Source organism: Mycobacterium paragordonae, assembly GCF_003614435.1.
Lineage (GTDB): Bacteria > Actinomycetota > Actinomycetes > Mycobacteriales > Mycobacteriaceae > Mycobacterium > Mycobacterium paragordonae.
Window position 1 is genome coordinate 3295689 of record NZ_CP025546.1, and the last position, 20280, is coordinate 3315968.

Sequence of the window (20280 nt, forward strand, 5' to 3'; positions counted from 1 at the left end):
GGCTAAACGCACCCGCTGATGGTGACGCGCCGACCCACATTCGCGCAGACGTTGATGTTCGGCGGCGGCGGCGGCGGGGGCGGCGGGTAGTCCTCCGGCAACGGCGCATAGTCCGTCGGGGGCGGCGCATAGGGGGCGACGGCGTCGGCGATATTGGTGCAGCCGCTGACCGAAATGCGGCGCCCTGCGTTGACGCACACGTCGGCCATCGTCTTGCCGGGCGGGCGGCCGATGTCGAACATCTCGGGCGCGCCGGTGAGGGCGAGCGCCGCGATGGCGAACGCACCTGCGGGCCGCTTCCAGGAAGCCATGCAGATCTCCTTCCGGTGGTCGTTCATCATATTCGCGCGGTGCATCAGACCCGGCGAACCGGCGGCGCCGACCAGCCGCCGGTGATGACCTCAGGCCGGGGCGCGTAGAGCCGCATCGTCACTCCGACCGGGCCGCGGGGAGCGGGTAGCCAGTTGTTCCGGCGTTCCGGGCCGGGGTCCTCGTGCTGGATGTAGATATCGAGCGAGCCGTCGTCGTTGTAGTGCAGTCGATCTCGGTCGCCGATCGCGAACCGGTTCAGATCGTTGGCGACCTGGAATCCGTCCGCGTCGTACATGGTGATCGACCAGAACGCGTCCACGGGCGGCAATTTGTCCGCATCGAAATGAACGACGTAGTCGTTGTCGCCGCTGACCGCATTCCCGTCGGCGTCGGACGCCAGCAGCGGATACACCGCGTCTTCGGGAGGGTTGGCACCCAGACCGATCAAGGCCACCACCGCGCGACGGAAGTAGTTGTTGCCGTAGACCCCCATGCCCTCGCTGAGATTGACCCAGCCGTTGACGCTGGTCGCGAGCCTCGGTCCGGCCGCCAGCATGTCGGCGAGGGCATCGTCTTTGCCCTGCTGGATCTGCGCGACCTGGTCCGCGCTGAACCGGCTCGCGTCGAACGGCTTGCCCCGCTCGATGCCGAGCAGAGCCAGGCGGGAAAGGATGGAGAAGTCGGTCGCATGGGGTGGGTTGACCCGCAGCAGCTCGACGGCATAGGTCAGATAGTCGATGGCGGTCATGCCGTTGACGACCTTGAGCGGTTCGGTGGTCACGTCGTGGCCCAGGTCGGGCTCGACTTCAGCCTTCGGCCCGAGCTCGGTGATCCGGTAGCCGTCCTGCACCTTATGTACCGCCGGGTAGTCGTCAGGCCCGTTGGTCTGGGTCCGGCCGATCAGCCAGACGTAGGGGGTCGGCGCTTCCACGACCGTCGCCGACGCGGGGAGGTCCCCGCGGTAATCCGGACCGGTGATCACCAGGTCCAGCGCTCCGGTACCGGTGGTTCGTTTGCCGGGGTTGGCGAACACATCCGACCACATGTCCAGCATCGGCAGCATGTAGAAGCGATCGTCGGTGTCGTCGGCGTGCAGACGGACCGGGCCGTTGCGCAGATCGAGCCACGCGATCGAGTAGAGGGTGTCGAAGTTCGGCCGCACCACCGAACGGAACTCCGCCGGCGGGAACTCCCGCAGGTGGGAGAACTGGTTGGGCGGCCCGAAACCGGGGCGCGAGCCGGGCGCCGAATTGAACGCCTGCAAGCGGGTCACGTCCATGGTGACCAGCGGGTAGAAATACACGAACGCTTCGTAGCTCAACGTGCGCAGATCGTCGGATAAGGTGGTCAAGTTCTCTCCTTGGGGCCCGATACGCCAGAGGCTTGAAGGATAGGGCTCAACGGATCGAAATGTCAGCGTTCGCAGCGGCTTCGGGGGCCACCGCGCGCGGCTGACCGGGCCCCGCCCGGTTACCTACCCCGGTTACAAACGACGTCTGGCTTCTTTAGTTGGCGTCCCTGCCGATAAAGTTGGTTGCGATGACCCAAACAGCCGCCCCACCGGTGCTGACCGTGCGGTATGACGGAGCCGAACGCACCTTTGCAGCAGGCCACGACGTGGTGATCGGGCGCGATCTGCGCGCCGACGTCCGCGTGGCGCACCCCCTGATATCGCGCGTGCACCTCTTGCTGCGCTTCGACCAGGGTCGATGGGTTGCCATCGACAACGGCAGCCTCAACGGGTTGTACGTCAACAACCGCCGGGTGCCGGTCGTCGACATCCAGGACGGTCAGCGCGTCAACATCGGCAACCCGGACGGACCGGCGCTCGACTTCGAAGTCGGCCGGCGTAATCAGGGCTCGGTCGGGCGCCCACCGGCGACCACCGCAATGTCGATTCCGTCCCGGCCCAGTGGACCCATCCCCGCCCAGGGCGGGCAACCACCGACCGGCGGCAACTGGGGCGTCCCGCCGCAACAACATCCGTCGACCGCGCGGATGCCCGCGGCCCCGCCGGGCCAGCAGTCGGGCCCGCAGCCGCGGTATCCGTCGGGTCCCCAGCCGATGCAGCAGCCGTCGCCACAGATCTACCGGTCCTCCGCGCAGCAGCAGCCGCCTCCGGTGATCGGTCCCACGGCGCAGTCGGGCGGCCGGACCTCGATGATGAAGATCCTGCGGCCGGGGAAGGCTGGGGACGTCCCGCCGGGTGCGGTCAAGATCGGTCGCGCCGACGACAACGACATCGTCATCCCCGAAGTGCTGGCCTCCCGCCACCACGCCACCCTGATCCCGTCGCCGGGCGGCACCGAGATCCGGGACAACCGCAGCATCAACGGCACGTTCGTCAACGGCACCCGCGTCGAATCGGCGATCCTGCGCGACGGCGACGTGGTCACGATCGGCAACATCGACCTCGTCTTCGCCAACGGTGCGCTGTCACGTCGCGAAGAGAGCCTGCTGGAAACCCGGACCGGTGGTCTGGACGTCCGCGGGGTGACCTGGACGATCGAGGGCAACAAGACGCTGCTGGACAACATCTCGATCACCGCGCGGCCGGGCATGCTCACCGCGGTCATCGGTCCGTCGGGCGCGGGTAAGTCGACCTTCGCCAAACTGGTCGCCGGATACACCCAGCCGACCAGCGGCACGGTGTCGTTCGAGGGACACAACGTGCACGCCGAGTACGCCTCGCTGCGCAGCAGGATCGGCATGGTCCCGCAGGACGACGTGGTGCACGGCCAGCTGACGGTACGGCAGGCGCTGATGTACGCCGCCGAACTGCGGCTGCCGCCCGACACCACCAAGGACGACCGCGAGCAGGTGGTCGCCCGGGTCCTCGAGGAACTCGAGATGACCAAGCACCTCGACACGCGCGTCGACAAGCTGTCGGGTGGTCAGCGCAAGCGCGCCTCGGTGGCGCTGGAGTTGCTCACCGGGCCGTCGCTGCTGATCCTGGACGAGCCCACCTCCGGTCTGGACCCGGCGCTGGACCGCCAGGTCATGACCATGCTGCGGCAGCTGGCCGACGCCGGGCGTGTGGTGCTGGTCGTCACGCACTCGCTGACCTATCTCGATGTGTGTGACCAGGTGCTGCTGCTGGCGCCCGGCGGCAAGACGGCGTTCTGTGGGCCGCCCAACCAGATCGGCCCGTCGATGGGAACCACCAACTGGGCCGACATCTTCAGCTCGGTGGCCGAGGACCCGGACGGCGCCAAGGCCCGCTATCTGGCGCAGACCGGGCCGCCGCCGCCGGTACCGCCGACGGAGAAACCCGCCGAGCTCGGCGAAGCGGCGCATACCAGCCTGGTCCGGCAGTTCTCCACGATCGCCCGACGCCAGTTGCGGCTGATCATCTCCGACCGCGGCTATTTCATCTTCCTGGCGATACTGCCGTTCATCATGGGTTCGCTGTCCATGTCGGTGCCCGGCGACGTCGGGTTCAACGCCCCGCCGCTGACCAGTGACGCGCCCACCGAGCCGGCCCAGATCCTGGTGCTGCTCAACGTCGGCGCGGTCTTCATGGGGACGGCGCTGACCATCCGCGACCTCATCGGTGAGCGGGCGATCTTCCTGCGAGAACAGGCGGTGGGGTTGTCCACCACCGCATACCTGCTGGCCAAGGTGTGCGTCTACACCATCCTGGCGCTCATCCAGTCGGCGATCGTGACCGTGATCGCGCTAGTCGGCAAGCCCGGCCCGAAGGCCAGCGCCGTCGTGCTGGGCAGCCCGGCGCTCGAGCTGTACGCCGACATCGCGGCGACGACCGTCGCCTCGGCCATGCTCGGGCTGGTGCTGTCGTCGCTGGCCAAGACCAGCGAGCAGATCATGCCGCTGCTGGTGGTGGCCGTCATGTCGCAGCTGGTGTTCTCCGGCGGCATGATCCCGGTCACCAACCGTCTCGGGTTGGATCAGATGTCGTGGGTCACCCCGGCGCGATGGGGCTTCGCGACGTCGGCGTCGACGATCGACCTGACCAGACTCTGTCCGGTTCCACAGGTCCCCAAAGACTCGCACTGGAAACACACGGCCGGGGCGTGGACCTTCGACATGGCGATGCTGGTGGTGCTGAGCATCTTCTATCTCGGCTTTGTGCGCTGGAAGATCCGTCTGAAGAGCGGCTGACCGACGCTGACCGTCTTGGTCTCCCATCCGGCGCCCACGTTGGCCAGCATCAGCGCGAACAGCACGCCGGCCGCGGTGACCGGCAGTCCGAGGTAGAGCATCCAGTCGACCGGAAGGCCGGCCCGGCTGAGCATCACGTAGTGCAGTAGCAGCACCACCGCGACGGCCCAGCCGGTCAGCAGGACGACGACCTTGGTCTTCATCGCCGCGCGCACTCACCTGGGCCAGGGGGCGGGAGCGGGTGCGGGCCACTGCGGGGCCGCCACCGGCTGCCGGGGCCGGAAGAACAGCGCGCCCGCGACGGCGCGGTTGCGCAGGGCCGATGCGCGCCACGTGTTCACCGGGTGAGACGCCAGGGCGTTGGCCAGCCACACGAAGAATCCGGTTTCGGCACCGGCCCGATCGGCCATGCCGTCGAAATCGACCCAGCGCAGCAGGTACTTGCCGGCGCTCAGCACGCCGATCGCGCGGCGGGCGCCCTCCGGGCGGAACGCGTAGCCGTAGTTGTCGGCGGTGTACTCCATCGACCGGGACAGCGCCTGCCCCAGGAACGGAATCTTCATGGCCAGCTGGCTGAGCTGACGCCAGTAGGAGGCGTGACCGGCCGCGATGTGGCCGACCTCGTGGCCGATGACGAAGGCCAGCGCCTCGGGGTCGCGCGCCTGGCCACCGATTTCGAACAGGTCGCTGTAGACCACGACGTAGCGGCGGTACCCGTGGCCGCTGGCGAAGGCGTTGATCTGCCCGTTGCCCAGCACGACGTACGCGTCCGGCACCTCGGCGAGCCCGAAACGCTGCGCCGCCTCGACGACCAGCCAATAGCCCTCGGGAAATTGGGTCGGAGACATCTTGACGCCGTTGGTGCGCTGGCGGCCGTAGTTCAGCCCGCGGCCGAGGAACAGCAGCACCGGCGTGGCCAGCACCGACAGCCACAACAGGCTGACCTTGCCGGACAGCACCACCGCGCAGGCGATCAGGTACAGCACGACGCTGGACGCGATGACCAGAACAAGCAGCCCGATCTCCCAGGGGTGGCGCCGGGGTTGCTCGCGGAAGCCGGTCGGCGGGTGCGGGTGGTAGTGGGTCGGTGAATCGACAATGGCCATGACGGTCCCTGGACTCCTGACATCGGTCTGTGCCCGGCGGATTTCGGGCGATATCAGGTTCCGTGCCGGCTCTTGGAAGGTTCTTGGGAGATTCTTGGAGTGCTGGTCAGCGGGGCGTGCACCCGGCGGCCGGTGACCTGCCTCACTGTGGGCTTTCCTATCATTCGGTAATGACCGCCGGCGCGCTGAGCATCACGCGGTCGCCGGCATTCACGGCCGGGGATGCGGCGGCGTTCCGCGCCGCCGGCTGGTGGACGGACTCGACACTGTCCGACGCCGTTCGCCGCAATGCGGCACAGTCACCGGACCGGGCCGCCTATATCGACCATCCCGACGGCGCCCTGACGTGGCGGGAGTTCGATGCCGCGGCGACCGCGCTGGCCGGACAGCTGGCCGGATACGGGATCGGCCGCGGTGACCGGGTTGCGGTGTGGCACGGCGACACTGCCGCCATCCATGTGCTGTTCGTCGCCGTCGAGCGCTGCGGCGCCGTCGTCGTCGGCATCGGCGCCCGCGCCGGCACCCGCGAGGTCGCCCACCTGCTGGGGGTCACCGAACCCCGGGTCCTGATCAGCGATCAGCAACGCCGCACGGTCGCCGCGGAGGCAAAGCTCCCGGTTCCGGTGCTGGTACTCAATCGTGCCGGTGCCGCGCTGCGGCTCGACGTCGACGTGCCGGCCACGGCGCCGGGCGTCGAGTCACCACTCGGACCCGACGACGTCTTCCTGATCAACTCCACGTCCGGGACCACGGGCCTGCCCAAGTGCGTCGTGCACACCCAGAATCGGTGGCACTATTTTCACCAGAAGGCCGTCGCCAACGGGCTTTTGACCCCTGACGACGTCTTTCTGCCGGTCATACCGATGCCGTTCGGGTTCGGGCTGTGGACCAGTCACACCACCCCGATCTACCTGGGCGCCACCACGGTGCTGCTGCGCCGGTTCTCCACCGCGGCGGCGTGTGCGGCGATCGTACGGCACAAGGTCACCGTATTGTGTTGTGTCAGTACGCAATTGACGATGCTGATGGCCGACCCGATGGTGCGCGAGTGTGACCTGAGTTCGCTGCGGGTGGTGTTCACCGGCGGCGAGGCGCTGCCGTACCGGCCGGCCGCGGCTTTCGAGGAACTCACCGGAGCCAAGATCCTGCAGTTCTACGGGTCCAACGAAACCGGGTTGCTCAGTGCCACCACCCTCGAGGACTCGCTGCACCACCGGCTGCGTACCGGTGGCCGGATCGTCCCGGAGATGAACGTCCGGCTCTACGACGGCGACCGCGACGTCACCGGGACCGGGCGCGGCCAGCCCGCCTGCCGCGGTCCGGCCACCAGCCTCGGCTATCTGGGCGGGATCGACCACGACCGGTTGTTCACCCGCGACGGGTGGATGCGGATGGGTGACATCTGCGAGATTGACGCGGACGGCTATCTCAGCGTCACCGGGCGCACGTCCGACTTCATCGTGCGGGGCGGCAAGAACATCAGCGCCGCGCAGGTCGAAGACTCCGCCATGACGCATCCCGCGCTGGCGCTGGCAGCCGCGGTGGCGATGCCCGATCCGGTATTCGGCGAAAAGGTCTGCCTCTACGCCGAACTCGTCGACTCGCACACCCTTGAGCTGCCGGAACTCGTCGATCATCTTCTGGCGCTGGGGATTTCCAAGGAACTACTGCCCGAGCGGCTCATCGTGGTCGACGAGCTGCCCCGTTCGTCGGGTGGCAAGGTCGCCAAAGGTGAGCTCCGCCAGAATCTTCGAGCCAGGATGGAGGCCGGGTTATGAACTCTCCCCAGGGACGGCGTGGCGGGCTGGAGGTGTGGGCGCCGTCGGTGGTGCCGCCGATCGGGGTGGACCTGTCCGACGAGCAGGCGCTCGCGCTGGCATTCCGCCATCTCGCCTCGATCGGCTTCGCCGAGAACATGGCCGGACACATCACCTGGCAGCGTGACGGCCAGACCGACATGCTGGTCAATCCGTGGGGGTTGTGGTGGCAGGAACTCATCGCGTCCGATATCTGCGAGGTGGACGCCGATGCCCGTGTGGTGCGCGGTCGGTGGGATGTCACCCCGGCCATCCACATTCACACCGAACTGCACCGCGTCCGCGAGGACGCCCGGGTGGTCATCCACAACCACCCCTACTACGTGTGCGTGCTGGCGGCGCTGGGCCGGCTGCCCGAGCTGGTGCATCAAACCGGATCACTGTTCCTGGACGACATGTGCTTCATCGAAGCCTACGACGGCGAGATCGATACCCCCTCTCGCGCAGCAGATCTGGTGGCCCACATCGGCAGCGCCAACCTGACGGTGCTGGCCAACCACGGCGTCATCGCCACCGGCCGCAACCTGCCCGAGGCCGTGTACCGGGCCGCGTCCATCGAACGGGTGTGCCGGATGGCCTACGACGTCCTGCTGACCGGCATCGCGCCGTCGCAGATGAAGTGGTCGGACATGGTGGGCATGCGCGCCTCGCTGATCGAGCGCGCCGCGGACGTCTACTGGGCGGGTGCGGCGCGGATGACGATCAAAGCCGATCCCGATGTGCTCACCTGATCCCCGCGAGCAGACGCGAAATCGCACAAATCGCCCGGATATCGTGCGAGTTTGCGACTGCTCGGCGATGAAAGGAGACCGGTGTGAAATCGATTGACGAGTTGGCCGCCGACCTGAACTTCACCACCGCCAAGACCGGTGAGCAGCGCACGGTCACGCTGTTACCGGATCCCCCCCGAGCGGACCGCCGCTACACCGTCATCTCGGTGGACGACCACATCGTCGAACCCCCGGACACCTTCACCGGTCGCCTGCCGCGGAAGTTCGCCGACCGGGCGCCCACCGTGGTGGACACCCCGGAAGGCGGACAGACCTGGGTGTACGACGGCCAGGTGCTGCCCAATGTCGGCTTCAACGCCGTGGTGGGCCGGCCGGTGTCGGAGTACGGGTTCGAACCGGTCCGATTCGACGAAATGCGCAGGGGCGCCTGGGATATCCACGCGCGGGTCAAGGACATGGACCTCAACGGCATCTTTTCCTCGCTGAACTTCCCGTCGTTCCTGCCGGGCTTTGCCGGCCAGCGGCTACAGCAGGTGACCAAGGACCGGGAGCTGGCGCTGGCTTCGGTGCGGGCGTGGAACGACTGGCATCTGGAAGCGTGGGCGGGGCCCTATCCGGGCCGGATCATCCCCTGTCAGTTGCCCTGGCTGCTGGATCCCGAGCTGGGCGCCAAGATGATCTACGAGAACGCCGAACGCGGGTTCCACGCCATGACATTCAGCGAAAACCCGGCAATGCTGGGATTTCCGAGCATCCACTCGGGCCACTGGGAGCCGATGATGGCGGCGTGCGCCGAGACCGGCACGGTGGTGAATCTGCACATCGGTTCCTCGGGCTCGTCACCCTCGACGACCCCCGACGCGCCGCCCGACGTGCCCGGTGTGCTGTTCTTCGCCTACGCGATCTCGGCCGCCGTGGACTGGCTGTACTCGGGGCTGCCCAGCAGATTCCCCGGCCTCAAGATCTGCCTGTCGGAAGGCGGGATCGGTTGGGTGGCAGGGCTACTGGACCGGCTGGATCATATGCTGAGCTATCACGAGATGTACGGAACCTGGCGTGCACTCGGTGAATCACTCACCCCTGCAGAGGTTTTCAAGCGCAACTTCTGGTTCTGCGCCGTAGAGGACAAATCGTCGTTCGTGCAGTACGAACGCATCGGCGTGGACAACATCATGCTGGAAGCCGACTACCCGCACTGTGATTCGACGTGGCCGCACACCCAGCAGACCATCCACGAGGAGATCGGCGGACTGCCGGACGACGTGATCCGGAAAATCACCTGGGAGAACGCGTCCCGGCTCTACCAGCACCCGGTGCCCGCTGACGTGCAGCGGGATCCCGACGCGTTCTAACTGAAGTCGAGTTCGGCTTCCGAGCAGTAGACGCCGAGAACGTCGCGGGCCGAGACGATGCCCACCAGCGCGCCGTCGCGTTCGACCAGGATGTGGCGGATGTAGCGGTCCATCATCCGGGTCGCGACTTCGTCGATGGTGGCGTCGGCGTCACACCACACCAACTTGGTGCTGGCGACGTCGATGGCCCGGACGGACTCGGGGTCCATCCCGCCGGCCACCGCGCGCACGATGTCACGTTCGCTCACCAGGGCGCCCGGATTGTCCTCGTCGCCGACGACCATCGCACCGACGTTCTCGGACACCAGAGCGCGCGCGGCGTCGGCGAGGCTCGCGTCGGCCGCCACCCGCGCCACGGGGTCGCCGGTCACAGTGGAAATCGGTAAGTTCCCAACGGAAGAGAAGGCAGTCACGCCACCATGTTCGTCAGGGCACGCTGCCCGTCTCTAGTGACTTCAGTCCCTAAAACTGGTGCCCTTGGTTGTCGGTGCCCGACCCGTCCGCGCCCGCCGACGATTATCTGTGAATGTATGGTCGGGGACGATGAGCAACCAGTATCCCGCCGACGCGTTCACGTCCCGGCATGCGGTCGACCCCGGGCTTCGCTCGATCGCCCGGATCCTGCCCAGGGGATACCGGCTGCATCGCGGCCTGAAATTTCCCCGCGCCCTGATGGGACTGGCCGGTGTGACCGGACGCGAGCGTGATGTGCCGGTCGTCGCGGTCGACGAGAACGTCACCGTCCGGGTGCACCGGCCGGCCGGATTGCCGTCCCGGGCGCCGGCGCTGCTGTGGATCCACGGCGGCGGAACCGTGATGGGTAGTGCGGCCCAAGAGGACCGGTACTGCCGCAAACTCTCCTACCTGGCCGGCGCGGCGGTGGTCGCGGTGGAGCACCGCCTGGCACCGGAGCATCCTTACCCGGCCCCGCTGGACGACTGCTACGCGGCGCTGTTGTGGTTGCAGCGCCAATCCTGGGTGGACCCCGCGCGGATCGCGGTCGGAGGCGCGAGCGCCGGCGGCTACTTCGCGGCCGCACTGGCGCAGCGCGCCCATGACCGCGGCGACGTCAGGCCGGTGTTCCAGCTGCTGGTCTACCCGATGCTCGATGACCGGACCGGCGCGAAACCCGATGGACGCAAACGCATTATGTGGAGCGAGCGGGACAATCAGCTGGCCTGGCAGTGGTATCTGTCCGGTGCGGACCCCGGCGAGGCGGTACCGGCGCGGCGCGCCGACCTGTCCGGCCTGCCGCCCGCCTGGATCGGAGTCGGAACCCTCGACCTGTTCCACCAGGAGTGCGTCTCGTACGCGCAGCGACTGCGCGATGCGGGCGTTCCCGTGCACGAACACATCGCCGCCGGCGCTTTCCACGCCTTCGACCTGCTCGCGCCGAACGCGCCGATTTCGTTGTCGTTCTTCGCCAGTCAGTGCCGGCATTTGCGCGACGCGCTCAGGTGACCCATTCCGGCTGCTCGGCGGTGTCGACCGCGGAGAAGTCTTTGTGGCCCAGACCGGCGACGCAGCCACCGTCGACCACGAACTCCGAACCGGTTGAGTAGCTGGACTCATCACTGGCGAGGTAGATCACCAGGTTCGAGACTTCCTGCGGTTCGGCGATGCGCCCCAGCGCGGTTTGGAAGATGTCTTCGGGCACCCATTCGGTCATGGGTGTCCTGATCAGGCCCGGATGGATCGAGTTGACCCGGATCCCGCTCGGACCCAGCTCCAGGGCGGCCGACTTGGTCAGCCCCCGGACCGCGAATTTCGTTGCGGTGTAACCGTGACAGGCGATCGTGCCGGCCAACCCCTCGATCGAGGAGATGTTGATGATCGACCCCCGGCCGGCTTCCTTCATCGGTTTGACCACCGACCGGATGCCGAGAAAGACGCCGGTGAGGTTGATGTCGAGGATCCGCTGCCATTCGGAAAGCTGGTAGTCCTCGAAGGTTCCGATGTTGATGATGCCGGCGTTGTTCACCAGAATGTCGAGACGGCCGAACTCGGCCAGCGCGGTCTGCACCGCCGCGTCCCAGTGAGCGGGGTCGGTGACGTCGAGGTGCACATAACGCGCCGCGTCGCCGACGTCGGCGGCGACCGCCTTGCCCTCGTCGTCCAGAATGTCGCCGAACACGACCCTGGCTCCTTCGGCGACCAGCGCCCGAACATGGGACGCGCCCATGCCGCGGGCCCCGCCACTGATGAGGGCGACTTTGTCGGTCAATCGGTTCGGCATTGAATCTCCTGACGGTTGGGCGCCCTGTCATGGTGGCACACCACGGTGCCCGCGAAAACGCCGCATCACCATACATGCGCACCGACTCGTATGGCGTTGCCGCGCAGAATGCGCACAACCCGCAGATCGCTTGTTGCGTGGCTATCGCGCACAAGCGCGCACCGACGGCCACCGGCCCGTAACTTCAGGCGCAACACAGAGCAGGCGACGACCCGCCCGCCATCGACACCGGTCAGGAGTACGCCGTGCCTCACTCGAATACCATTGTGCCGCAACCGAAATGTATCGAACGGACGGTGATTGCCGGCGACGGGGCGCGGCTTGCAGTCCGCGATTACGGTCAGCGTCAGCCGCTGCATACCGTAGTTCTGCTGCACGGACTCTGCCTGACTCAGGACAGCTGGGCAATCTAGATCCGCCAGCTGCGGCACCGCTGGGGCAGTGCGCTGCGCATCATCTCCTACGACCACCGCGGACACGGCCGCTCGACCGGCGGCCCAACCGACACCTACCGCGCCGAGCGGCTGGCCGCCGATCTCGCCGACGTCCTCACCACCTTGCGGGTCAGCGGGCCAGTGACGCTGGCGGGGCATTCGCTGGGCGGCATGACCGCGCTGGCCTACCTGAGCCGCCCCGAACGGCCGGTGGAACCGGAGAGCCTCGTCCTTGTCGCGGCCGCGGCCGGGCGGATCTCCGAGCGCGGATTGGGCCGCGTACTGGCCAGCCCGACCGCGCGCGTGTTGTTCGATCTCGCGGCCCGCATGCCGCACCGGGCGACCGAGCGCACCATCCGCTCGCTGATCCGCCCACTGCACGCAATGCTGGCCCGGTATTCCAGCCGCGACATCGCCCACACCGGCTTCGCCGCGCTGGCAACCGAATCCACCCGTGCCGTGTCGCCCTTGACCGCCACCGCCTTCCTGCGCGACCTCTGCGACTACGACGTCTACGCAAGCTTGACATCGATCAGCGCCAAGACGGTCGTCGTCAGTGGTGGGGCAGACATCACCATCCCGGATGCCCATGCCCAGGATCTTGTCGCGGCCATCCCCGATGCGGTGTACATGCAGCAGCCCGCTGCCGGGCACATGCTCCTGCTGGATGCTCCGCACTGTGTCACCACGGCCATCAACCGCGCCATGGGTCTGCACCGCCGTTCCGGGTGGACGGCCCAGACCTGGGCCGCGCGCTACGGGCTGCCCGGCCATGCGGTCGCGTCCTGATCGCAGCCGTTCGACTACCGTCAACGCATGGAGTTAAGCGGCAAGACTGTTCTGCTCACCGGCGCGACCGGCGGGCTGGGAAGAGCGATCGCCAAGGCGCTGGCGCAACGGGGAGCGCGGCTGATCGTCAGCTCCCGCAAGCGGCAGGAACTCGACGAGTTGGTGGCATCGCTGTCGGGCAGCGGGCACCGTACGATCGTCAGCGACCTCGCACAGCCCGGCGCCGCCGCGGCGCTGCTGGCCGAGGCGGGCCCGATCGACGTACTGGTCGCCAACGCGGCGCTGCCGGCCTCGGGCAAACTCGACAGCTTCACCGCCGAGCAGGTCGACCGCGCGTTACGCGTCAATCTCGAGGTGCCGGTGCAGATGACCCGCGAGCTGATCCCGGCATTCACCGAGCGGGGCTCCGGGCACTTCGTCTACATCTCGTCGATCTCCGGGAAGACCGCGACGGCACGCGCGTCGCTCTACGCGGCGACCAAGTTCGGCCTGCGCGGTTTCGCCCTGTGTCTGCGCGACGACCTGCGTCCCGCCGGTGTCGGGGTGTCCGTGGTCAGCCCCGGGGCGATCGGCGGCGCCGGGATGTTCGCCGACTCCGGGGCTTCCGCACCGCCGCTGATCGGCACCGGGACGCCCGAGCAGGTGGGGGCCGCGGTGGTGACCGCAATCGAGCGAAATCGCGGCGAGGTCACCGTGGCGCCGCTGCGGCAGCGCGCCCTGGCGCGGTTCGCGGCCAACGCCCCCGAGGTGGCGTCCCGCCTGGCCGGGGGTGTCGCCGCGAAGGCGGCCGATCAGATCGCGGCCGGGCAGATCGACAAACGCTGAAAAAGTAGTGGCATCCTGGCGTCGTGGGCGTCCTGTTCCGGTTGGTCGAGTTGCTGCTGCTGGCCTTGCCGCTGATCGGCCTGATCGCGGCGGGCATCAGGGCGATCTCGGCGATGAACCGGCGGAGATGGGAGAACGCTGATTCGCCGGACGCGATATCCGGCGCGCCGACCCGCGCACCCGCGGCGGGAAACCCGGCGGCGCACTGGCAGGCCATCAAGCGTGCGCTCGAAGCGCACGAGAAGACCGATGCGCGCTGGCTCGAGTACGAACTCGATGCCACCCGGCTGTTGGACTTCCCGGTGATGACCGACATGCGTGACCCGCTGACCACCCGCTTCCACCGCGCCAAGCTGCGAGCGGACCTGCACAGGCCGCTGCGGGCGGAGGATCTGTTCGACGATCGCGAGGCCGCCCGCGAATATCTGGACGCCGTCGAGGATTACGTGACCGCGTTCAACGCCGCGGAAGCCGAGGCGACGCGCAGGCGCAGCAGCGACTTCTCCAAGCAGGAGCGGCAGCGGCTGGCGCGGGCGCAGAGCCTGCTGCGAATCGCGGCGGACACCGCCGCCACGACCCAGGAACGCCAGCACGCATATCAATTGGCGCGCGCCGAACTGGACGGCCTCATCGTGCTGCCCGACAACACCCGCAGCAGCATCGAGCGCGGCATCCTCGGAGAGATAGACCGCTAATTCTTCAGGCGCACCATTCGCGTGGTGGTGCTTTCGTCGAGTTCGACCACATCACTGCGCGAGCGCAGGAAGTCGCTGAAAGACTTGAATCCCAGGGACTTTTCGCTGAACGACGGGTTCATCCGCTTCATCTGGGCTTTGACCACCGAATTGTGCAGCCAGTCCACGTCGTCCTTCTCCTGGCCGATGCGCAGCGCGCGTTCGAGCAGACCGGTGGCCGCCACCTGCGGGTCCGGCGCGGGCGGCTCCTCGTCCGGCTCGCCGGAACTTGCGCGACGTGCGCGCTTCTTGGGCGCCGGGCTCGCGGTGGTGGTGGAGATCCCGGGCAGCGCGTCGTAGGTGACGAACTCGTCGCAGGCAGCGGCCAACGACTGGCTGCTCGCTCCGGCCACGCCGATACCGACGACGTAGCGGCCCAGACGTTTGCACCGCTGCGCCAACGCGATGTAGTCGGAGTCGCCGCCAACGATCACCACGTGCGTCAGGTCGGGCAGCCGGAACATGTCCTCGACCGCGTCGACGGCCAACCGGATGTCGGCGCCGTTCTTGCCGTAGGCGGCAGCCGGGAACAACTGCACCAGGTCGACGGCACGGCCGACCAGTTGACCGTGGTAGGCGGCGTTGACCTCGGCCGACCAGTCGGCGTATGCGCGGGTCAGCACCAGCGTGCCGAACGAGGACGCGAAATCCATGATGGCGCCGATGTCGACGGTCGCCGCCCGTAGTTTCTCCTTATCCAGGCCCTTGGCCTTGTCCCGCTGGAAGGTGTTGCGGCCGTGCACCTGGTCGTAGCGCGAGATCACGATGTTGTCGAAGTCGAAGTACACGGCCACCCGGGTCGCGCTGGAGGCGCTGGAGTCGGTCATCCGGACATCGTCCGGCATTCGGTCGTCCACGCCAACTTCCGCGGGCAGTCAGCGGCCAGGTTGAGACTCGATGTGGTATGCGGTACCGCGTTCTTCGCGCACCCACAACTCTTCGCCCGCACCGACGGCGGTGCCCTGGGCGATCAACTGGCGCTTGAGCACCTTGTGCGTCGCGGTGCTGGGCAGATCCGCGGCGATGCGGATGTATCGAGGTCGCGCCTTGGGGGAGAGGTCGGGCTGCGCATCGAGGAACGATTCCAGCGACTGTGGGTCGAATTCCTGCCCCTGGTGCAGCACGACAGCCGCCATGATCTGGTCGCCCACCCGTTCGTCGGCGACGGCATACACAGCGACGCGATTGATTGCTTTGTGCCGCAGCAGAATTCGCTCGATCGGAGCCGCCGCGAGGTTTTCCCCGTCGACCCGCATCCAGTCCGCGGTGCGCCCGGCAAGATAGATCCAGCCCTGCTCGTCCTTGAAGGCGAGATCGCCTGACCAATACATGCCGTGCCGCATACGTTCGGCGTTGGCCTGCGGATCGTTGTAGTAACCGGTGAACAGACCCGACCCGGTCGTGTTCACCAATTCACCGACGGCGTCATCGGCGTTGATCAGCGCACCGTGCTCATCGAACCGGGCGACATCGCATTCGGTGACGGTCTCGCTGTTGTAGACGGCAACACCGGGAGCGCCCTTGCCGATGGAACCGCTCGGGGTCCCGGGTTCACGGATCACCATGACGGCGTTCTCGGTGGAGCCGAAGCCATCCTCGACCTGCACACCGAAACGGCGCGCGAACTCCTCGATGTCCTTCTCATTGGCCTCGTTGCCGAATGCCACCCGCAACGGGCTGTCCGCATCGTCGTGGCGTTCCGGAGTGGCGAGGATGTAGGCGAGCGGCTTGCCGACGTAGTTCATGTACGTGACGCCGTACCGCCGGACATCGCCCAGGAAATTGCCGGCCGAGAACTTCGCCGGCACGATCGACGCTCCGGAGACCACCGCGGGCGCCCACCCGGCGACGACCGCGTTGGAGTGAAAGAGCGGCATCGACACATAGCAGGTGTCGCGCTCGGTCAGGGCGAACCGTTCGGCGAGGTTGAGCCCGGCGAATGCCGGCATCAGGTGTGCCACCCGCACCGCCTTGGGATTTCCGCTCGTGCCCGAGGTGAAGATCATCATGAAGGGGTCCATCATCTCGACTTCACGATGGGGGACCAGCGGGCCGGCGCCTGCGACCAGCTCGGCCCACTGCGATGTCGAGGTGTCGAGGATCCGAATGCCGGGCAGGTCCAATCCGTCCAGCAACCCACGGTGCTCGGCGTCGGTGACGACGATCTGGCAGTCCGCACGCCGGATGTCGGCCGCCAGCGCTTCGCCGCGCCGCGTGGTGTTCAGTCCGCACAGGACGTAGCCACCCAGGCCGGCCGCCGCCATCTGCGTCAGCATGTCGGGCGTGTTGCCCAGCAACGAACCGACATGCAGCGGGCGGTCCTTGTCCGCGATGGCCAGCAGGGCCGCTGCCTGCGCCGCTGCCCGAGCGAGGTATTCATTCCAAGTCCATTGCAAATCACCATATTTCACGGCGATCCCGGAATCCGACAGGCGCTGCCGCAGCAGCGCTTGCACCGTCTGGCTCACGAGCCCGACGCCCCTGCCCGGTCGAGGTAGCTGCTGACGATTTCGGCGAGCAACTTGCGTTCCCTGCTGGTGTCGACCGGCCGTTGCAACACCAGTTGGTTGGCGACCATGCCGCGCAGTGTCGTCAGCAGCAGCTCACCGATGGCGGCGTTCTGGGTCGGACTCAGATCACGATCGATGGCGGCGATCAGCGTGTTGAACGTCTTGCCGAGCCGTCGGATGTGATCGGTGGTGGGCTCGCCGCGAGTGGCACGGGTGCCGATCAGGATTTCGGTCGCAGCGCGCGCGGTGGGGCTCGACATCGCCTGCCAGGCCGCGGTGACGGCGGCCTCCACTCTGTCGTGCGTGGTGGTGTCGGCGGTCGTCGCGGGAAGCGAATTCAGCGCGTCCAGGAGTTCGTCGAAGCCCTGCTCGACCACTGCCATCAGCAGACCGTCGCGATCACCGAAGTGGTACTGGATCACTCCCCAGGTGACGCCCGCGGCATCGGCGATGTGCCGGCCGCTGGCCGCGCCGATGCCTTCGCTCAGCACGATCTGGACGGTCACGCCGATCACCAGTGCCCTGGTGCGCTCGGCCCGGACCTGGTTGCCGTGGGCGGGGCGAGTCGGAGCAACTCGTCCGGACATCATCAGAAAACCACCTATCACTCATCCGGGCGGCGCTGCCGTCACCGGCGAAACATTGCAGCCGCTAGGTTATGCCATCCGCGCCGCGCCCGGAGTTCGACCCGCCGGGACCGGGCGAATTGACGTCGTTCCGGGTCGCGAGAATTGCACTTGTCAAACATATTTACAGTGACAATTGCGTGGCTTTGAACCGTGGTTCATGTCAATTAAATTCACGCCCTTGCGTCAAATAGATGTACTGTTGTGACGGTCTCGGGGACGCCTTCATGGCCTCGTGCGCGATCAGGTTTGTAATAACGTATTGCTAAGGCCTACAGGCGATTTCAGCGCAAATGGATGACTGATCAGCTCTGGTGGGCGGGACCGCGACCGCGCTGGGATGGCGTTTGAAAATCAATGAATATGAAAGCTCAGAAAAACTCTGATCGATCATGTGATGTGGTTATCATCGTCACGCTTTACTTCGCGAAAACCCAACCGAGAAAGGAACCATCATGAGGGGAATTCGTAACAAAGGTGTCGCCCGCGGGCTGGCTGCGGTAGCGGCGGGACTGTTCGCTGCGGCGGCCCTCGCCGGATGCACGAAGCAATTTGACGGAGGCCCGGGAGCGCAGGCAGTGCCCGTCGGTCAGCCCGCCGCCGGCTGGTCGCACATCGGCGGCTAGCGCCATCGGGTCCGCGCTCCCGCCTGAGACGTACGCGATTCGGGCGGGAGCGCGGCTGTGCGTGCTATCTCCGCTACCAAGAGGACAGCAGATGTTGCCGAACTTCTCGGCGCTCCCGCCGGAGGTCAATTCCACGCGGCTCTACCTGGGTGCGGGACCGGCTCCGCTGCTCGCGGCAGCAACCGCCTGGGACGCATTGGCGTGCGAAATAGACTGCGCGGCAATATCCTTCGAGTCGACCATCACCGAGTTGGTGACCGGCTCCTGGCAGGGGTCCGCAGCACTGCTGATGAGGGGCGCCGCTGCGCCCTATCTCAGCTGGTTGCGCAACGCGGCCGCGCACGCCGAGGTGACGGCGGGTCTGGCACGGACCGCAGCGGCAGAGTTCGAGAGCGCGTTCGCCGCCGCTGTTCATCCCACGCTCGTCGCGGCGAACCGTTCGGAGACAACCTGGCTGGCGGCCTGCAACCTGTTCGGTCAGAACGCACCCGCGATAGCGGCCGCCGAATTCCGGTACGGCGAGATGTGGGCTCAGGACGTGACCGCGATGGCGGCGTATCACGCCGGAATCAACGCGGTGTGCGCAGAATTGGCGCCGTGGCAACAGCGACTGCAGACCCTGCTGAGCGTTCTGACACTATGGGATTCCGCGACACCTAGGGATTCCGCGACACCAAGGGATTCCGTGACGAGCACCCCGGGCAGTGTCGCCGCGGCGCAGACGATCGCAGAAGTCATGGGCAGCAGCGGAATTCCTTCCCCGTCGCCCAAGTACGTGCAACGCGCCTTCGAACTCTTCATTCGCAACATCGCCCCCGACGCCATTCCGCGATCACTCTTCACCCCGGAGGGTCTCTACCCTGTCGTCGGTGTCAAGAGCCTCACGTTCGATGCGTCGGTGGCCCAAGGTGTGAAAATCCTGGACAGCGCGATTCGGGCACATCTCGCCGCCGGCGACAACGTCTCGATTTTCGGCTACTCCCAGAGCGCTTCCGTCGCCGCACTGGAGATGACAAAGCTTGCGGCATCCATCAATCCGCCTACACCCGAACAGGTTTCATTCATCCTGGTCGGTGATCCCGGCAATCCCAACGGCGGGCTTGCAGCGCGTTTCCCGGGGATCGCCATTCCCAGCCTCGGTGTCACCAGCCCGGGTGCGACACCGGACAATCTGTATCCGGCGCGGGTGTACACCATCGAGTACGACGGCGTTGCCGACTTCCCGCGTTATCCGCTGAACATCGTGTCGACGTTGAATGCTCTGGCCGGGATGGGCTACCTGCACCAGAACTACCTGATGCTGACGCCGGAACAAATCGACGCGGCCGTACCGCTGACCAACACGGTGGGCCCGACGATGACGCAGTATTACATGATCCCGACGAAGAACCTGCCACTGTTGGAGCCGTTGCGGGCACTGCCCGTCCTCGGCAATCCGCTCGCTGACCTCATCCAGCCGGATCTGCGGGTGATCGTCAATCTCGGCTACGGCGATCCGAATCACGGCTATTCCACCTCGGCCCCGAACGTGCCTACCCCGTTCGGGGTGTTCCCGGACGTCGATCCCCTGACGGTGATGCAGGCGCTGGCGGCCGGAACGCAGCAGGGTGTCACCGATTTCGGCTACGGCATGACCCATCTCGCCATCCCGCCACTCGATGTGTCCAGTCTGCTGGCCGGCTCCACACCATCCGGCGGCGTCACCAATTCCGCGATCTCCATCGACGGCGCCATCCAGGGTGTCCAGGCCGCCAATCTCACAGTGTCCGGCACGATTTCGGCGGCGGCCGGTGCGGGCTACGAGATCCTGCTGCCGACGGCCGACCTGGGCAATGCCATGTTGACCACGGCGCCGGCCTACACCACCAATCTGTTCCTGCAGGGAATCAGGGAATTCTTACAAGGCCATCCGATGGGCCTGGTCAATGCGGTCGGCTATCCGCTCGCGGCGGGAATCACGCTGTCCACCATGGCGGCAGCCCTGGAGATCCTGATCCTCGCGGCCGCCGCGCAACAAATCGGTGCCGACCTGTCAGCACTGGTCGCCTGATCAATATGGC

The 20280-nt window shown here is 66.8% G+C and carries 19 protein-coding genes; 10 read left to right on the forward strand and 9 right to left on the reverse strand.

The window, feature by feature from the left end:
- Positions 1–2: 2 nt before the first annotated feature.
- Both C0J29_RS14990 and C0J29_RS14995 read right to left on the reverse strand, forming a co-directional pair.
- The gene (locus C0J29_RS14990; protein ID WP_371872397.1) at positions 3–311 is read right to left on the reverse strand and encodes a hypothetical protein; all 309 of its coding nucleotides are present in this window, start codon (positions 309–311) and stop codon (positions 3–5) included.
- A gap of 44 nt (positions 312–355) precedes the next feature.
- Positions 356–1663, reverse strand: coding sequence for a DUF1254 domain-containing protein (locus C0J29_RS14995; protein ID WP_120792803.1), 1308 nt, complete (start codon positions 1661–1663; stop codon positions 356–358).
- 188 nt (positions 1664–1851) lie between these two features.
- Between C0J29_RS14995 and C0J29_RS15000 the strand changes: the two genes are divergently transcribed.
- Entirely contained in the window at positions 1852–4434 is a 2583-nt protein-coding gene (locus C0J29_RS15000) for an FHA domain-containing protein (protein WP_120792804.1), read from the forward strand.
- Here C0J29_RS15000 and C0J29_RS15005 read toward each other — a convergent pair.
- Positions 4389–4637, reverse strand: a complete 249-nt coding sequence (locus C0J29_RS15005) for a hypothetical protein (RefSeq protein ID WP_156297494.1) — start codon at positions 4635–4637, stop codon at positions 4389–4391. The two genes, C0J29_RS15000 and C0J29_RS15005, sit on opposite strands and share 46 nt — an antisense overlap.
- A 12-nt stretch (positions 4638–4649) precedes the next feature.
- A complete protein-coding gene (locus C0J29_RS15010; RefSeq protein ID WP_120792805.1) occupies positions 4650–5540 on the reverse strand; it encodes a M48 family metallopeptidase in 891 nt (296 codons plus the stop codon).
- Between the two features lie 170 nt (positions 5541–5710).
- Here C0J29_RS15010 and C0J29_RS15015 point away from each other — a divergent pair, with 170 nt between their 5' ends.
- The 3 genes from C0J29_RS15015 to C0J29_RS15025 all read left to right on the forward strand — a co-directional run bounded on the left by C0J29_RS15015 (position 5711) and on the right by C0J29_RS15025 (position 9440).
- Positions 5711–7318 (forward strand): class I adenylate-forming enzyme family protein, encoded by a 1608-nt coding sequence (locus tag C0J29_RS15015; RefSeq protein WP_120792806.1) that lies wholly within the window; start codon positions 5711–5713, stop codon positions 7316–7318.
- Entirely contained in the window at positions 7315–8088 is a 774-nt protein-coding gene (locus C0J29_RS15020; RefSeq protein ID WP_120792807.1) for a class II aldolase/adducin family protein, read from the forward strand. Before C0J29_RS15015 ends, C0J29_RS15020 begins: the two co-directional genes overlap by 4 nt.
- Before the next feature lie 83 nt (positions 8089–8171).
- Positions 8172–9440: an amidohydrolase family protein gene (locus tag C0J29_RS15025; RefSeq protein WP_120792808.1), complete on the forward strand. Its 1269-nt coding sequence runs from the start codon at positions 8172–8174 to the stop codon at positions 9438–9440.
- Here the strand turns inward: C0J29_RS15025 and C0J29_RS15030 are convergent.
- A complete protein-coding gene (locus C0J29_RS15030) occupies positions 9437–9853 on the reverse strand; it encodes a CBS domain-containing protein (protein ID WP_065049475.1) in 417 nt (138 codons plus the stop codon). The genes C0J29_RS15025 and C0J29_RS15030 overlap by 4 nt on opposite strands.
- Positions 9854–9983: 130 nt before the next feature.
- On the opposite strand from C0J29_RS15030, the gene C0J29_RS15035 reads away from it, so the two are divergent.
- Positions 9984–10901 carry an alpha/beta hydrolase gene (locus tag C0J29_RS15035; protein WP_065049477.1) on the forward strand — a complete coding sequence of 306 codons (918 nt, stop codon included), beginning with the start codon at positions 9984–9986 and terminating at the stop codon, positions 10899–10901.
- Here the strand turns inward: C0J29_RS15035 and C0J29_RS15040 are convergent.
- Entirely contained in the window at positions 10894–11676 is a 783-nt protein-coding gene (locus C0J29_RS15040) for an SDR family oxidoreductase (RefSeq protein ID WP_065049478.1), read from the reverse strand. The two genes, C0J29_RS15035 and C0J29_RS15040, sit on opposite strands and share 8 nt — an antisense overlap.
- A gap of 446 nt (positions 11677–12122) precedes the next feature.
- Here C0J29_RS15040 and C0J29_RS15045 point away from each other — a divergent pair, with 446 nt between their 5' ends.
- From C0J29_RS15045 to C0J29_RS15055, 3 genes are read left to right on the forward strand one after another with little or no spacing between them, the layout of a single operon-like run.
- The gene (locus C0J29_RS15045; RefSeq protein ID WP_371872491.1) at positions 12123–12899 is read left to right on the forward strand and encodes an alpha/beta fold hydrolase; all 777 of its coding nucleotides are present in this window, start codon (positions 12123–12125) and stop codon (positions 12897–12899) included.
- 27 nt (positions 12900–12926) lie between these two features.
- On the forward strand, positions 12927–13724 hold the full coding sequence (locus C0J29_RS15050; protein ID WP_065049482.1) for an SDR family NAD(P)-dependent oxidoreductase: 798 nt from the start codon (positions 12927–12929) through the stop codon (positions 13722–13724).
- A 23-nt stretch (positions 13725–13747) separates the two neighbouring features.
- Positions 13748–14419, forward strand: a complete 672-nt coding sequence (locus C0J29_RS15055; protein ID WP_120792810.1) for a hypothetical protein — start codon at positions 13748–13750, stop codon at positions 14417–14419.
- Here C0J29_RS15055 and C0J29_RS15060 read toward each other — a convergent pair.
- Genes C0J29_RS15060 through C0J29_RS15070 form a run of 3 tightly spaced genes read right to left on the reverse strand, consistent with a single transcriptional unit; the run spans position 14416 to position 17558 of the window.
- A complete protein-coding gene (locus C0J29_RS15060; RefSeq protein WP_120794743.1) occupies positions 14416–15285 on the reverse strand; it encodes an NYN domain-containing protein in 870 nt (289 codons plus the stop codon). The genes C0J29_RS15055 and C0J29_RS15060 overlap by 4 nt on opposite strands.
- A gap of 48 nt (positions 15286–15333) precedes the next feature.
- Positions 15334–16926: a fatty-acid--CoA ligase FadD1 gene (fadD1, locus tag C0J29_RS15065; RefSeq protein ID WP_120792811.1), complete on the reverse strand. Its 1593-nt coding sequence runs from the start codon at positions 16924–16926 to the stop codon at positions 15334–15336.
- Entirely contained in the window at positions 16923–17558 is a 636-nt protein-coding gene (locus C0J29_RS15070; protein WP_082994329.1) for a TetR/AcrR family transcriptional regulator, read from the reverse strand. The genes fadD1 and C0J29_RS15070 overlap by 4 nt, the downstream gene beginning before the upstream one ends.
- A gap of 491 nt (positions 17559–18049) precedes the next feature.
- Between C0J29_RS15070 and C0J29_RS32850 the strand changes: the two genes are divergently transcribed.
- On the forward strand, positions 18050–18220 hold the full coding sequence (locus C0J29_RS32850) for a hypothetical protein (protein ID WP_162951476.1): 171 nt from the start codon (positions 18050–18052) through the stop codon (positions 18218–18220).
- Between the two features lie 91 nt (positions 18221–18311).
- On the forward strand, positions 18312–20270 hold the full coding sequence (locus C0J29_RS15075) for a PPE family protein (RefSeq protein WP_120792812.1): 1959 nt from the start codon (positions 18312–18314) through the stop codon (positions 20268–20270).
- The last annotated feature ends 10 nt before the right edge of the window (positions 20271–20280 follow it).